Consider the following 12,996-nt stretch of genomic DNA (forward strand, 5'->3'; position numbering starts at 1 on the left):
AACGATAGCTATTTAGCATCGAGGTATGACGATTGAGATCGGAAACATCGCGTTGCGCGAGCGCGTGTCACAGTTTCTCGCTGACGACCCGGGAAAGCTGCTGATCGGCGGCGCTTGGGTTGAGGCATCCTCCGGCGAACGCTTCTCTACTATCGACCCGGCGACGGGCGCCGTCATCGCGCACGTGGCACGCGCGAGAGAAGCGGATGCCGACAAAGCCGTATCTGCGGCGCGCACAGCGTTGATCTCCCCGGCGTGGGCGAAGATGACACCCGCCGCCCGCAGTGCGCTGCTCTGGCGCATCGCCGATGTCATGCAGGAGCACCTCGAAGATCTTGCCGAGCTTGAAACGCTCGACCAGGGCAAGAACCTGCGCACATCGCTTTTCGGCGAAGTGCCGGCCGCGATCAGCCAGTTCCGTTACTACGCGGGGTGGCCGACCAAGATCACCGGCGAGACGATTCCCACCTCACTTTCGCGCACCCCTCCCGGTAAAGAGGTGTTCGCCTATACGCGGCGTGAGCCCGTCGGCGTCGTCGCGGCGGTCGTGCCGTGGAACTCGCCTCTCATCATGACGGCGATGAAGCTCGCCCCCGCTCTCGCTGCTGGCTGCACAATCGTGCTGAAGCCCGCCGAAAACACCCCGCTCACGGCGCTCTACCTCGGCCGCCTGTTGCAAGAAGCCGGTGTTCCCGATGGTGTCGTCAATATCCTCACCGGCTACGGCACGGAGGCCGGGCAAGCCCTCGCCGATCATCGCGGTGTCGACAAACTCGCATTCACTGGCTCAACCGCTGTCGGCAAACGACTCGTGAGTTCGGCCGCCGGTAGCTTGAAGCGCCTCACGCTCGAGCTCGGCGGAAAGTCACCGTCGATTATCATGCCCGACGCCGACCTCCCTGCCGCGATCGAGGGAGTCTCACGCGGAATTTTCGACAACGGCGGCCAGGTGTGTGTCGCGAGCGCGCGCATTTACGCCCACCGCGACGTGTATCAAGACGTGGTCGACGGCATGGCTGCCGCGGGCGACAAGCTGCGCCTTGGGCACGGTCTCGACAGCGCAGCCGACCTTGGGCCCCTCGTGAGTCGGGCGCAGGCCGAGCGCGTATCTGACTTCATTTCGGAGGGTCGCGTTGAAGGCGCAACTGTCGTCACGGGCGGCACGCTCAGCGGACCGGCCGACACGTTCTTCTCCCCTACTGTGCTCACCGATGTGCGCGCCGATATGCGCCTCATGCGGGAAGAAATTTTCGGCCCGGTTGCCGTCGTCACACCGTTCGATGACCTCGACGAGGTTGTCGGCTGGGCCAACGACAGCGACTACGGTCTCGCAGCGAGCGTCTGGACCGAAGGCCTCAGCAACGGGCATCGCGTCGCCTCAGCTCTCGAAGCCGGAACCGTGTGGGTCAATTGCCACTCGTTCCTCGGCCCCGAGCTCCCCAAGGGTGGCCACAAAGAATCGGGCTGGGGATATGAGAACGGCGCCCAGGGCCTTGAAAACTACCTCGAGACAAAGACAGTGGTGATGGTCATATGAGTCGCATTATTTTCGGCGTGTTCGAGATGATGAATCCGAGCAACGGCATGCCAACGTGGACGCACCCGGAGGGCCGCGGCGACGATTGGGACCAACTCGACTACTGGGTCGGGCTCGCGAAAGAGCTCGACCAGGCCGGGTTCGACTTTCTCTTCTTCGCCGACACCTATGGCTACGCAACTCTTGATGGGCGGATGCCCGAAGAAGTTGCCGCCCACGGCATCCAGTTCCCCGCACTCGACCCCATGCTCGCGATCGCGACTCTCGCGCACGAAACCGAGAACCTCGGGTTTGTGGTGACTTCGCCGACGACCGTCGAGCGCCCGTATGCGCTCGCGCGGCGGTTTGCGACCCTTGATCGCTTCACGGGCGGTCGCATCGGCTGGAACATCGTCACGGGCAGTTCACAGAAGACCACAGACGACCTCTTCGGCGTCACCGAAACGCTCACGCACGACCAGCGTTACGACGCCGCCGATGACTTTCTCGACACGTGTCTGCGCTTCTGGGAGCACAGCTGGGACGACGATGCCGAAGTCCGCGACCGAAAAACCGGCATGTATGCCGACCCCGCAAAGCTCCACCGCATCGAGGTTGATGGCACGTACCAGCGCTCGCACGGCATCTTCGCTGTTCCGCCGACACCGCAGCGCACCCCCGTGCTGTTTCAGGCGGGAACGAGCGACCGTGGCCGCGCGTATGCTGCCCGAAACGCCGAGGCTGTCTTCATTCAGGGCCAGACGATCGCGGGCGCGGCCGGCCACGTTGCCGACATTCGCGCACAGGCAGAACTGCAGGGTCGGGATGCCGCTGACGTCAAGGTCGTCACAGGAATGACCGTGACCGTTGCCCAGACCGAGGAAGAAGCTCGCGCCAAGCGCGCTGAATATGAGGCCCTGCTCGGCATCGACGACGCAGCCGTCATGTTTGCCGGCATCACCGGCATCGACCTCACCGGGTTTGACCCCGAAACGAAGCTCACCGACATCAAGACCGATCTCGGCCAGACCCTCGTTGATCGCTACGCCAAGAAAGACCCCGACGTGCGCGTGCGGGCGGTGCTCGATCAGTTCCGCACGAAGGCGATCCGTGGCTTCCAAGTGACGGGTACTCCAGAACAGGTCGCCGACGAGATCGAAGCCATCGTCGACGGCTCGGGTATCGACGGCATCATGCTCGAACCCACGTTCGGCGGACCCGCTGCGTACCGGGACTTCATCGAGCTGGTACTGCCGATCCTTGCCGCACGCGGCCGGGCCGAGTCATCCGTTGGTTCTCCCACCCTTCGCGAGCGCTTCAGCGGCGCACCGCGTCTTTCCCCCACCCACCGCGCTCACCGACTGTCGGCGAGCGCCCAAGAAACAGGAGTTCTGGCATGAGAGCCGACGCTGTTGAGGCGGTGATTCGCGGGCTCAAACGTGCCGGCGTCACCGTCGCTACCTACCTGCCCGACTCGCTCTTGAAAGAGCTCTACCCCGCCCTCGATGCCGACCCCGACATTCGCACGATTCCCGTGACGAACGAGGGCGAAGGCGCCGCAATCGCCGGCGGTGTTTTCCTCTCGGGTCAGCGTGCTGTGTTGATCATGGAGAACTCCGGGTTGCGCGCCGCGACCGAGCACCTTGCCCGCATGGGCCTTGGCGCCGGTATTCCGGTGGTCATGATCATGAGCTACCGCGGTGAAATGGGCGAAAACAACTGGTGGGCGATCCCGCACGGCATCACGATGGAGCCGCTGCTTAAGACCCTGCGCACGCCCTACACGATCGTGCACGACGTCGACAAGATCGAGCAGGCCGTCTTCAACGCGTATGAAACTGCGTACGCCTCGTACTATCACGCAGCAGTTGTTCTGGGAGGGGAGCTCGTCCGATGAGTTACAGCCGGTTTGAAGCCATGAAGCTCCTCGGGGCACGCCTCGAGAACGAACTCGTCATCCTCTCTCTCGGCGGCGCTGTCGACGAGTGGTACAACGCCGCGCCGCACATGCGCGACGCGAGCCTCTTTCAGCAGCAGCTCGGCTGCGTCACCCCCGAGGCATTTGGTCTTTCGGTTGGTCTCCCCAACCGTCGCATCGTCTCGCTCGACACCGACGGTGGACTGCTGTTCAACCTCGGTATCTTGGCGACGCTTGCGAATGAGCAGCCGAAGAACCTGTTCGTCGTCGTGTGGGACAACGAGCAGTACCAGTCGATCGGTGGCCCGCGCACGCACACGAAGGGTGGCCGCGTGAATCTCGCCGCCATCGCGCGCGGGGCCGGAGTCGAGAAAGCATTCACGGCCGAGACGCTCGAAGAGTTCGATGCTCACTGCGAAGCTGGGCTTCAGGCATCCGAGCCGTACATCGTGGTCGCCAAGACCGATGGCATTCTCGAGCCTGGCATCAAGCGCAAGCACTCAGACGGACGCGAAGACAAATACATCTTCGTGCGTCACGTTGAGAAGACCGAGGGCATCACGATCATGGGTCCGAGCGAGCACAACTGATGCCGATCGTTTCAGCTCCCGCTGCCGCCTACGACTTTCTTGTTGTGGGCGGCGGCGCAGCTGGTTGTGTACTCGCGGCGCGGCTGTCAGAAGATTCTGCCGCTCGCGTGCTGCTGATCGAAAGCGGACCCGACCACCGCGGCCTGCGCGAAGTCTTAGACGCAGCACGCTGGGACGCCATGATCGGCGGGCCCTACGACTACGGCTACCACGCGACCCCAACCGATCACGTGCTCGGGCGGGCTATCGCCATGCCGCGGGGCAAAGTCCTTGGCGGCTCTTCGAGCACCAACGCGATGCTCTGGTATCGCGGTGCGCGCGCCGATTACGACGGCTGGGCAGATGCCGGGGCCACCGGCTGGAGCTATGACGATCTGCTGCCCTACTTTCGCCGCTCCGAGGCACGTGCCGGCGGCGACCCTGCGTTTCGCGGCCTCGCTGGGCCCATGCGTGTCGGGCCACTGACCCGGGTGCACCCCATCGCTCATGCGCTGATCGACGCGGCCGGCGAGCGCGGCATCCCGGTGATCGAGGATGCCAACGGCACTTCCAATGAGGGGGCCGCCTACCCCGATTACAACGCGGTAGAAAACACCGACGGCTCATTCGAACGATGGAGCACGGCACGCGCGTATCTTGAGCCCGCGCTAGGGCGGGCAAATCTCGACGTGCTCGTCGATAGCGCCGTGCACACACTCGTACTTTCGGGCGACGCCGTATTGGGCGTGCGGCACATTGTCGACGGCGAGCTCATCACGACGACAGCGACCCGCACTGTGCTCGCCGCCGGAGCGCTCGATACGCCGCGGCTGTTGCAACGCTCGGGTATCGGAGATTCTGATCGGCTGCGTGCTGCCGGCATCCGGCCCGTGCACGAGCTGCCGGGCGTGGGCGAGAACTTTCAAGACCACCCCCTGATTCTTGGCGTGAACTTTCGCGCGCGCGCAGACCTCGGACCCGTGCTCGGCAACGGTGGTGGTGCCATGGTGAATTGGCGGAGCACGTACGCCGAAGCTGGGCCCGATCTGCACACCGTCATTGCGCACGGCTCGCGCGGCGACGATGCTTTGCATGCCACGCACGATCTTTCGGGCAATCGTGTGTTCGCTCTGGTTCCAGGGCTCTACGGTTCGCGAAGTATCGGGTGGGTGCGCTCGAGATCTGCCGACCCCGATGTGCCCGCCGACTTTCAGCCGAACTACCTGGCCGACCCGAGAGATCTCGGTGCGATGGTGGAGGCCCTGGATGCCGCGCAGGATCTGGTTGCGTCATCCGCCTACGCCGAGCTGGCGGAGGGGCCGATCACACCCGTTTCTGGGCTCTCTCGCGACCAGCGCGTGCGGTTTGTGCGCGAAAACATCGGGTCTTTCTTTCACTGCGCAGGCACAGCTCGCATCGGCACCGACGCAGACGCGGTTGTCGACCCGGACCTGCGAGTTAGAGGTCTCTCGGGCCTGTGGATCGCGGATGCTTCGGTCATGCCGACCATCCCGACGGCCAATACGCAGGCTCCGACCGTGGCAATCGCAGAGCGCGGTGCGGAGTTGGTCGCGGCGGGCTGACGGTATACGTGCAGCCTCGTTAGATGTACGAGCTAGCGCAGCAGCCCGCTGCGACCGCGGTCGATCTGATCGCGGATCTCTTCGTGCGCGGCGCGAAGTTCCGGATTCGTCGTACGGGATTCAACAGGATGCCGACGCAGCACCATCATGCCCACGATGAGAGCGATCACGGCCACCGTGCCGCCGGTGCCCACCATCGCGGCAACTAGTCCAGTCATTCGTAACTCCCCCGAGTTCGATTGTGAGTTTTCAACACTACTCGTCTGTTGCGAACAAGCAAGGGCATCAGTGCAGCGCGCGGGCGTAGCGTCGCTGCGCGATCAACTGCGCCATCCGAAGTGCCGGGTACAGCATTCGCCACATTCCGCGAGGCGCGGGGCGCGTCATTGACCGAATCGTGAGCCACACGCTCGACCCGGCGCGGTACACAACGAATGCTTCCTCGCCATCAACCGGATGCCCCGGCTTCGTGCGATACGAGTAGCCCACGCGGTCGAGGTCAGAGACGACATCCATCACCTGCACGGGTTCGCGAACTCGCATCCCGAGCACATGGGTCGTTACTGTGACGTTCTGCCCCGGGGCCACTGGGCTTTCGGAGTCGACACTGAACCCACTGCGGGTCTTCACCGCCCAGCGCATGATGTCTCGAGACGCTCGCTGCCACAGATCGTCGCCTGATCCCAGATATACCGAGATCTCGGTACGGCGATGAGCGTCGCCATCGGGCCACGTCTGGAGGCGTGGGAACGTCATGCGCGCCTAGCGTCTTGTTCCGCCATCTCAGCACCGTACCTTGGTCTCGTGAGTATCAGGCGCCCAGCGATCGTCGTCACCTTCGCCGTTTCGGCATTGCTTGTGCTCGGCGGCGGCGTGGTGTTCGCCTACGATCTCTTGACGCCCGCAACGTTCGGGTGGACGAACGTGGACGCCAGTTCGAGCTTCGCGTTCGTTGCCGGAGCGGCGATCATCACATCACGTTTGGTGATCATCAGCGCCGCACTGCTCACAGCCGGGCTCGCTGGCTTCGCCGCGCTGGGCTGCTACGCCCTCGGGCGCCGCAACAGGTCGTAGCGCGTTGCCCCTTTTGCCCATCTAGGCGCTCTGCGGGAGGCAGGCGACGTATTGGTGTGTGGGTTTCGATGCGGCTGCGGGGTCAACCTCAACCGGATCACCGAAGGGGTCGGGTGGCAGATGGTGAGCAGCAGACATGGGTAATGCTTCCAGCAGTCGAGCAATGATCATGATGCCTCCTTTGAGTCAGCAACGTACCAGCGATGCTCACTCAGCGCGCGGCTGCGCGGCGACCACGACGGCCAAGCACAAAGCCCAGCAGCGCGGCCAGGCCCACGACTCCAACTGCACACACCACGCCTCCCCACACAGCGCTACTCGATAGAACCACTGTGTCGGGGCCGAAGAAGACTTGATTCGCCAGTGGCTGGTATGCGAACCAGCCGAATGACGCCGGGTTCTGCGCCTGAAGAAACTGCTGCTGGAGAAAAACGAGAGCTCCCGCGACAACCAGAATCGCCGATACGGCCGCGACCGCTATGAGCAGTTTTCGTTCCCTCGTCACGCAGTCAATGTAGCGCAGTTCTCCCCAAGTAGGCGCCGCGTTTCGAGTTTCCACAATCGCATCTGTGTTCGAGTGAATGTCAGTGGCTGCTGCTTGAATATTAGTATGCAAAGACCAACGGAATCCCTCGCTGCCACACTCGCAGCGCTGGCTAGCGCCTGGGATTCGGGCGACGTGAAAAGCATGACGGATGCTGGCCTGCTCACCGTAAACGAGAACCTCGCCGTCATGCGTCGCCAACTCGATGGTCTTCACATGCGGGTGGCTGCTGAGATATCTTCGCGTTCACGCCCCGAGCTCGGCAAAGAAGGACTCGCCAGGAAGACCGGGCACCGCTCGCCCGCCAAGCTCATCGCTGCTGCAACCGGTGGTCACACGGGAGACGCGCATCGACTCATTCATGTGGGTGAAGCCAGTCGTGAGCGCACACTTCTTTCTGGTCAGTCGGCGCCCGCGCAGCATCCCCACGTTGCAGCGTCAGTCTCGCGAGGTTTGATCAGCGTGTGCGCCGCGGCAGCAATCGTTGCCATGCTGAACCGCATTGCCATGCGCGTGTCAGCGTCATTGCGCGACGAAGCGGAGCGTGTGATTACTGCACAGGCGACCCGACTCACACTCGACGAGTTGAACGCCGTATTGCGCCGCGCAGAAGCGCACCTTGATCCTGACGGGCTTGAGCCTGCGGTGACCGAACTTCATGGCGAGCGCTCGGTGAAGATCAGACACGATGCCGCGGGAATGATCTTGATCGATGCGCGGCTCGATCCCGAGTCGGGCGCACCCGTTGTGGCAGCAATCGAGGGAATCGTAACGCAGCGATTGCGCACGAGCCGCGGGCACAACCAACGCGGAGTGGCCGCGGAAGGTGCCCCCGCTGACGGCGCCTCGGAAAGTCAGGCCGAAAGCGGCGCGATTGCCGAAGAAACACGCTCGCTCGCCCAGCTGCGCGCCGATGCGCTCTCAGCGCTGTGCTCGCACGGACTCGGCTGCGATCGCAGCGAATTGCCACTTGCAACAACGACGGTTGTGGTGCGCATACCCGTTGAAGCGCTTGAAACCGGCAGCGGAGTTGCCACGATCGACGGCATCGAACAACCGATCGACGCCGCAACGGCCCGGCGGATGGCAGCGAACGGCGAGATCATTCCGTGCGTTCTCGGCACCGACAGCGAAGTGCTTGATTGGGGCCGCGCGAAGCGCAACTTCACCCGGGCGCAGCGCCTCGCACTCGTCGAACGCGACGGCGGCTGTGCCTTTTGCCACCTCCCGCCCCAGTTCACCGAGGCCCATCACCTCAAATGGTGGTCACGAGATGGCGGCACGACCAATCTCGACAACGGCATCCTGCTGTGCACTGCATGCCACCACCGCATGCACGACGAAGGGTGGGAGATACGAATCGAGCGGCCGCCCAAGGTCCACCCGACCGCCGGAACCGTGTGGTTCGTTCCACCGCCGCATATCGACCCGGGGAGAACTCCGCGCATCGGCGGCAGGCGCAGGTTTGACCCTCAGCTGTGGAAGCTCAGCGCCTGACGATTGCTTGCGTGAGGATTGGTTGCGTGCGCGCCTGAATCGTCAGTGGCGCGGCGAAAGCGTGCGGCCCGCGCTTCACTCACCAGCACGACCGCGACGCCCGCGCCGCAAAGCACGAAGCCAGCGAGCGTCAGCAGAGTGAGCGGCTCACCGAGTAATACTGATCCGGCGAGTGCTGTCGTCGGGGCAACGAGAAAGAGCAGCGCGTTCAGCGCCGTCACGCCGATGCGACGAAGTAGCCACCAATACAGCCCGTACGCCGCAAGCGTGGGCGAAAGGGCTGCGACAGCTGTCGCGACCCAGAACGAAACGGATGCCGGCGGCACAAGAGTGCCCGTCGCCACGGCAATAGCGGTCAACACCACCGCGGTCACCGTCACGTGCACCGTCAAGGTGACAAGCACAGGCGGCTGATTTTGCGTACGCCGCTCAACGAACGTGCCAGCGATCAGGCACACCATCGCAAGCGCCGGCAAGAGGTACGCGATGGGTGCGGCATCCGATCCACCAATTTGCGACTGCACGACCAACACCACACCTACCGCGCCAACCCCGAGTCCGATCCACTGCGCGCCGCGCACCCGCAACCCCAACAAGGGCCCGACCAGGGTGGCGACAACCAGCGGCTGAACAGCATCGATGAGCGCCGTGGTGCCCGTCGTGATGCCGATAGCGATCGACCCGTACACACATGCGCAATAACCGAATTGCGCGAAAAACCCGATGATCACCTGGCTTTGTATGTCGTCACGACGCACCCCGCGGAAGGCCCCGGTCGCGAACGTAACGGCAAGCAAGACAAGAGCTATCGGCACAAATCGCCAGACCAACAGCGTCGTCGGAGCGACGTCGACAGTGCCGATGGCTGCCACGAGAAACCCGGAGCTCCAGGTGAGTACGAAAGCAGCGGACGCGCCGACTGTTAGCAGTCCCGAAAGTATACCGATCTGTTTACTCATGTTCATGACTATACAGGTTGGTATACTCGGATCATGACAACGCCCGCCCCGGTCCTTGAGCCACTCACCCCAGGAGCTCGACGCTTGCTGGATGCCGCATCCGTCCTCTTCTACGAAAGAGGCATTCACGCCGTCGGGGTCGACGTAATCGCCGAAGCGGCGGGGGTCACCAAGAAGACGCTCTACGACAGATTCGGCTCGAAAGAAGCGCTCGTCGTCTCATACCTGCAGCATCGCGACGAACGGTGGCGGGCTCATGTCGCCGTGCACCTCGCACGCGTTCCCGAGCCTGGGGTTGACCGCATCCTGATGATCTTCGACGCCGCCATCTCATGGTCTGACGACAACAGCCCGAAAGGATGCAGCGCCATCAATGCCCGCGCAGAAATCGGTGACGGCCATGATGGGCACCCTGTCTTTCCTGAGGTCTCGCGACAGAAAACTTGGCTACTCGATCAGTTCGCGGGGCTCTGCACTGAGGCCGGGATGTCATCACCCGACGACCTAGCGCGCCAGCTCATGCTGCTCTATGAAGGCGCAATCGTCACGGTGGGCATGGAGACTTTCGCACACCCCTTTGAACTCGCCCGCTCCGTGTCGCGCTCGCTCCTTGAAGCGGCGGTGAGAGGCTAGCGCGCTAGGAGCGCGTCGAGGGCGAGGAACTGGGCAGCAAACTCCGCCCGCATCCGGGACTTTTCCGCGTCGGTACAGAACGCTGCCTCAATACCGTTAACGGCAATCTGCTTCGCGGAATCTACATCAACGCCTAGCAGCGTGAGTCCTTCACGATATTCGCGCCCAAGGTCTGTGCGAAAGAACAGCGCATCATCAGTCGACAGTGTGACTTTCAGTCCGGCGTCGATCATGGCGCGGATGCGGTGCGACGGATCGAGCACCCACCCTGAGCAAATCGTGGTCGACACGGGAGTAGCTGTGAAGGCGATACCGCGAGCTAGCGCCAGCTCGACGAGCGATGGCTCGTCCATGATGCGATACCCGTGGTCGAGCCGGTCACAGCCCAGCACTTCGATCGCCTCACGCACGGCATCCGGCGTCGCATTGTCAGTCTCGCCGACGTGAGCCGTCAGCTTGAGCCCGTGTTCACGCGCGAGTCGATAGGCCGCGACAAACCGTGTCGGGTCTTCGGTTCCTTCCGGCGTCAAATCATCCTGACCAATGCCAACGACCTCGGGCGCACCGTGCGCGATGACCTGACGCACAAGCTCAACCGCAGACTCAGCGCTGTCTTGACGGTTAATCGCAACGACGATGCGAAACCCGACGCCGAACTCGCGCTCAGCCCGGCGTAGACCAGCGATCAAGGGGTCGATCACCTCGGCGTACGTCATCCCGCGCTCGGCAAAGTACTGCGGATTGATGAAGTACTCGCGGTAGCGCAAGTTACCGACAGCGACTGCGTGGCGTACGCCTTCTACCGCGACACGCTCGAAGTCCTCCGGTTCGCGCAACACATCATGTGCCGCGCGAAAAGCCACGAGAAAATCAGCGAGATCGTCAAAGTTGAAGAGCTCTTCAGGGTCCGTCGCCCACAATTCGACGCCGTACTTCGCCGCGAGCTCGATGAACAACGGCGCCGTCAGGGTCGACGCAAAATGGCAGTGCAGTTCCGTCTTTGGGAGCAACTGCAGATAGTCGGAAGTACTGATCATTCCTGGCCACCATCGGGACGGAACGCAAATCCCTGTTTGACGATCAGCAGTCGAAACGCACCACCGTCGGCCGACCACCAGCGGTGCGAGACCCCGCCGCAGTAGTACGCGGTGTCGCCCGGCTCGAGTCGCTGCATCTGACCGTCGAGATCGATCATCACCGCCCCCTCGAGCACATATGCGAACTCATCTTCAGCGTGCACGAAGTGGACGCCCGGCGCTGTTGCTTCGGAGGAGACCTCCATCGGGTGAAACGGTCGATTCGAGTGCGCCAGCATGCGAGCAGTACCGGCCGCGAATCCCTGCGGCACTGACTCGCCACTTCGGTGGTTCACTTCGGTCTGTGGCGCACCGGCCGCTGGCGCATCAGCGGCGGCAATGAGCTCAATCGGGCTCGTCTCCAACGCAAGCGCGATCCGCCGCAGCGAACCGAGGCTGGGTTGCGCAAGCCCTCGTTCCAACTGACTCAGAAACGGATGCGAAAGCTCGGTCTCCCCCGCGAGCTGAACGAGCGTCAGCCCACGCGCTTTGCGCAGCTGCCGCATGTACGCGCCAAGACGCCGACTCGAGGCCTCGTCACTTCGCGCATCAATCTCCGCGCTTGCGACGACTTCGCTCACGCAACATCCCCCGCAACACCGTAGCCCGCTGCGTACTCCGCGACCCGGTCAAGGTATTCAGCACGACGACGCGGTGTCAGCCACGATGCCTCGAACGAATTCGAAGCGAGCAGCACGAGGTCGGCGAGCGAAAGATCCGCCTGCTCCGCGAGAGCCACATAGTTGGCCGAGGCGTAAGCACCGAAGTAGGCGGGGTCATCCGAATTGATGGTGACGCGCACACCCTCGCGCATCAGCGCGACAATCTCATCGGACTTCATCTGCTCAGTGACGAACGAGTTCGACACCGGGCAACACGTAAGCCCCAGCCCACGCTCTTTGACGAGCGCGACGAGCTCCGGGTTCTCCACGATGTTCGTGCCGTGATCGATGCGGTCGACCTCGATCTCCGTCAGTACCTGACGGATGTGATCGATCGAACCCGGCTGATCGATGTCGCAGTGCATCGTCAGGAAGAACCCCTCAGCCTTCGCTCGCGCGAACACCGCCGCAAACTTCTGGGGTGGGTTGCCGCGCTCGTCGGAGTCGAGCCCGACGCCCACGATCCACGATCGGTAAGGCAGCGCCTCCATGAGAGTTGCCATGGCGTACTCAGCCGAGAAGTCACGCAAGAAACACATGATCAATTCTGCCGAGACACCGAGTTCGCTCTGCGCGCGCACAGCCGCTCGCCGATACCCCGAGATCACAGTCTCAAACGGCACCCCTCGGCTCGTATGCGCTTGGGGGTCGAAAAACATCTCAGCGTGCACGACGCCGTCAGCGCTTGCTCGCTGCAAGTACGCCCACGCCAAATCATGGAAGTCATCCGCGGTCTGCAGCACGTTCATCGCCGGGTAGTAAATGGCGAGAAAGCTGGTGAGATCGGTGAAGTCGTATGTCGCCTTCACTTCTTCCACCGATGTCTGATCCAGCGGGATGCCGTTTCGCTCAGCGAGCGCGAACTTCAGTTCCGGCTCGAGTGTCCCCTCGAGGTGAAGGTGGAGTTCTGCTTTCGGAAGACCTGTCGCGAAAGCGAGGAGGTCGGACTTGGTGCTCACCGTGTG

The 12,996-nt window shown here is 63.0% G+C and carries 16 protein-coding genes; 8 read left to right on the forward strand and 8 right to left on the reverse strand.

All coding sequences use genetic code 11. The annotated features are described in order from the left end of the window. Positions 1-25: 25 nt before the first annotated feature. Genes FHS06_RS02145 through FHS06_RS02165 form a run of 5 tightly spaced genes read left to right on the forward strand, consistent with a single transcriptional unit; the run spans position 26 to position 5,586 of the window. Positions 26-1,537, forward strand: a complete 1,512-nt coding sequence (locus tag FHS06_RS02145) for an aldehyde dehydrogenase family protein (RefSeq protein ID WP_167044866.1) — start codon at positions 26-28, stop codon at positions 1,535-1,537. After that, the gene (locus tag FHS06_RS02150) at positions 1,534-2,916 is read left to right on the forward strand and encodes an NtaA/DmoA family FMN-dependent monooxygenase (protein WP_167044868.1); all 1,383 of its coding nucleotides are present in this window, start codon (positions 1,534-1,536) and stop codon (positions 2,914-2,916) included. Before FHS06_RS02145 ends, FHS06_RS02150 begins: the two co-directional genes overlap by 4 nt. Then, the gene (locus FHS06_RS02155) at positions 2,913-3,413 is read left to right on the forward strand and encodes a thiamine pyrophosphate-binding protein (protein WP_167044871.1); all 501 of its coding nucleotides are present in this window, start codon (positions 2,913-2,915) and stop codon (positions 3,411-3,413) included. The genes FHS06_RS02150 and FHS06_RS02155 overlap by 4 nt, the downstream gene beginning before the upstream one ends. Further along, a complete protein-coding gene (locus FHS06_RS02160; RefSeq protein WP_167044874.1) occupies positions 3,410-4,024 on the forward strand; it encodes a thiamine pyrophosphate-dependent enzyme in 615 nt (204 codons plus the stop codon). The genes FHS06_RS02155 and FHS06_RS02160 overlap by 4 nt, the downstream gene beginning before the upstream one ends. Further along, a complete protein-coding gene (locus tag FHS06_RS02165; protein WP_167044878.1) occupies positions 4,024-5,586 on the forward strand; it encodes a GMC family oxidoreductase in 1,563 nt (520 codons plus the stop codon). The genes FHS06_RS02160 and FHS06_RS02165 overlap by 1 nt, the downstream gene beginning before the upstream one ends. Positions 5,587-5,618: 32 nt before the next feature. Here the strand turns inward: FHS06_RS02165 and FHS06_RS02170 are convergent, their stop codons facing one another. Beyond that, positions 5,619-5,804 carry a hypothetical protein gene (locus tag FHS06_RS02170; RefSeq protein ID WP_167044881.1) on the reverse strand — a complete coding sequence of 62 codons (186 nt, stop codon included), beginning with the start codon at positions 5,802-5,804 and terminating at the stop codon, positions 5,619-5,621. Between the two features lie 67 nt (positions 5,805-5,871). After that, on the reverse strand, positions 5,872-6,342 hold the full coding sequence (locus FHS06_RS02175; protein ID WP_167044884.1) for a DUF1990 family protein: 471 nt from the start codon (positions 6,340-6,342) through the stop codon (positions 5,872-5,874). 48 nt (positions 6,343-6,390) lie between these two features. On the opposite strand from FHS06_RS02175, the gene FHS06_RS02180 reads away from it, so the two are divergent. Beyond that, a complete protein-coding gene (locus tag FHS06_RS02180) occupies positions 6,391-6,660 on the forward strand; it encodes a hypothetical protein (protein ID WP_167044887.1) in 270 nt (89 codons plus the stop codon). A gap of 21 nt (positions 6,661-6,681) precedes the next feature. Here the strand turns inward: FHS06_RS02180 and FHS06_RS02185 are convergent, their stop codons facing one another. Both FHS06_RS02185 and FHS06_RS02190 read right to left on the reverse strand, forming a co-directional pair. Further along, the gene (locus FHS06_RS02185; RefSeq protein ID WP_167044890.1) at positions 6,682-6,831 is read right to left on the reverse strand and encodes a hypothetical protein; all 150 of its coding nucleotides are present in this window, start codon (positions 6,829-6,831) and stop codon (positions 6,682-6,684) included. Between the two features lie 40 nt (positions 6,832-6,871). Continuing rightward, on the reverse strand, positions 6,872-7,165 hold the full coding sequence (locus tag FHS06_RS02190; protein ID WP_167044892.1) for a hypothetical protein: 294 nt from the start codon (positions 7,163-7,165) through the stop codon (positions 6,872-6,874). 105 nt (positions 7,166-7,270) lie between these two features. Here FHS06_RS02190 and FHS06_RS02195 point away from each other — a divergent pair, with 105 nt between their 5' ends. After that, positions 7,271-8,701: an HNH endonuclease gene (locus FHS06_RS02195; protein WP_167044895.1), complete on the forward strand. Its 1,431-nt coding sequence runs from the start codon at positions 7,271-7,273 to the stop codon at positions 8,699-8,701. On the opposite strand, the gene FHS06_RS02200 is transcribed toward FHS06_RS02195, so the two are convergent. Next, positions 8,677-9,660, reverse strand: a complete 984-nt coding sequence (locus FHS06_RS02200) for a DMT family transporter (protein WP_167044898.1) — start codon at positions 9,658-9,660, stop codon at positions 8,677-8,679. The two genes, FHS06_RS02195 and FHS06_RS02200, sit on opposite strands and share 25 nt — an antisense overlap. 33 nt (positions 9,661-9,693) lie before the next feature. Here FHS06_RS02200 and FHS06_RS02205 point away from each other — a divergent pair, with 33 nt between their 5' ends. Beyond that, on the forward strand, positions 9,694-10,293 hold the full coding sequence (locus tag FHS06_RS02205) for a TetR/AcrR family transcriptional regulator (RefSeq protein WP_167044901.1): 600 nt from the start codon (positions 9,694-9,696) through the stop codon (positions 10,291-10,293). On the opposite strand, the gene add (FHS06_RS02210) is transcribed toward FHS06_RS02205, so the two are convergent. From add (FHS06_RS02210) to add (FHS06_RS02220), 3 genes are read right to left on the reverse strand one after another with little or no spacing between them, the layout of a single operon-like run. Next, positions 10,290-11,330: an adenosine deaminase gene (gene add / locus FHS06_RS02210; protein WP_167044904.1), complete on the reverse strand. Its 1,041-nt coding sequence runs from the start codon at positions 11,328-11,330 to the stop codon at positions 10,290-10,292. The two genes, FHS06_RS02205 and add (FHS06_RS02210), sit on opposite strands and share 4 nt — an antisense overlap. Continuing rightward, positions 11,327-11,950 carry a helix-turn-helix domain-containing protein gene (locus tag FHS06_RS14280; protein ID WP_310734900.1) on the reverse strand — a complete coding sequence of 208 codons (624 nt, stop codon included), beginning with the start codon at positions 11,948-11,950 and terminating at the stop codon, positions 11,327-11,329. Before FHS06_RS14280 ends, add (FHS06_RS02210) begins: the two co-directional genes overlap by 4 nt. Next, the gene (gene add, locus FHS06_RS02220; protein WP_167044907.1) at positions 11,947-12,990 is read right to left on the reverse strand and encodes an adenosine deaminase; all 1,044 of its coding nucleotides are present in this window, start codon (positions 12,988-12,990) and stop codon (positions 11,947-11,949) included. Before add (FHS06_RS02220) ends, FHS06_RS14280 begins: the two co-directional genes overlap by 4 nt. Positions 12,991-12,996: the final 6 nt, after the last annotated feature.

The organism is Microbacterium halimionae, assembly GCF_011761265.1.
GTDB lineage: Bacteria > Actinomycetota > Actinomycetes > Actinomycetales > Microbacteriaceae > Microbacterium > Microbacterium halimionae.

Excerpts from the sequence above, each read along its gene's own strand:
- FHS06_RS02200 (WP_167044898.1), bottom strand. The coding sequence starts at position 9,660 with ATGAGTAAACAGATCGGTATACTTTCGGGACTGCTAACAGTCGGCGCG.
- FHS06_RS02175 (WP_167044884.1), bottom strand. The coding sequence starts at position 6,342 with ATGACGTTCCCACGCCTCCAGACGTGGCCCGATGGCGACGCTCATCGC.
- FHS06_RS02160 (WP_167044874.1), top strand. The coding sequence starts at position 3,410 with ATGAGTTACAGCCGGTTTGAAGCCATGAAGCTCCTCGGGGCACGCCTC.
- FHS06_RS02165 (WP_167044878.1), top strand. The coding sequence starts at position 4,024 with ATGCCGATCGTTTCAGCTCCCGCTGCCGCCTACGACTTTCTTGTTGTG.
- FHS06_RS02205 (WP_167044901.1), top strand. The coding sequence starts at position 9,694 with ATGACAACGCCCGCCCCGGTCCTTGAGCCACTCACCCCAGGAGCTCGA.
- FHS06_RS02155 (WP_167044871.1), top strand. The coding sequence starts at position 2,913 with ATGAGAGCCGACGCTGTTGAGGCGGTGATTCGCGGGCTCAAACGTGCC.
- add (WP_167044904.1), bottom strand. The coding sequence starts at position 11,330 with ATGATCAGTACTTCCGACTATCTGCAGTTGCTCCCAAAGACGGAACTG.
- FHS06_RS02170 (WP_167044881.1), bottom strand. The coding sequence starts at position 5,804 with ATGACTGGACTAGTTGCCGCGATGGTGGGCACCGGCGGCACGGTGGCC.
- FHS06_RS02150 (WP_167044868.1), top strand. The coding sequence starts at position 1,534 with ATGAGTCGCATTATTTTCGGCGTGTTCGAGATGATGAATCCGAGCAAC.
- FHS06_RS02195 (WP_167044895.1), top strand. The coding sequence starts at position 7,271 with ATGCAAAGACCAACGGAATCCCTCGCTGCCACACTCGCAGCGCTGGCT.
- FHS06_RS02185 (WP_167044890.1), bottom strand. The coding sequence starts at position 6,831 with ATGATCATTGCTCGACTGCTGGAAGCATTACCCATGTCTGCTGCTCAC.
- FHS06_RS02145 (WP_167044866.1), top strand. The coding sequence starts at position 26 with ATGACGATTGAGATCGGAAACATCGCGTTGCGCGAGCGCGTGTCACAG.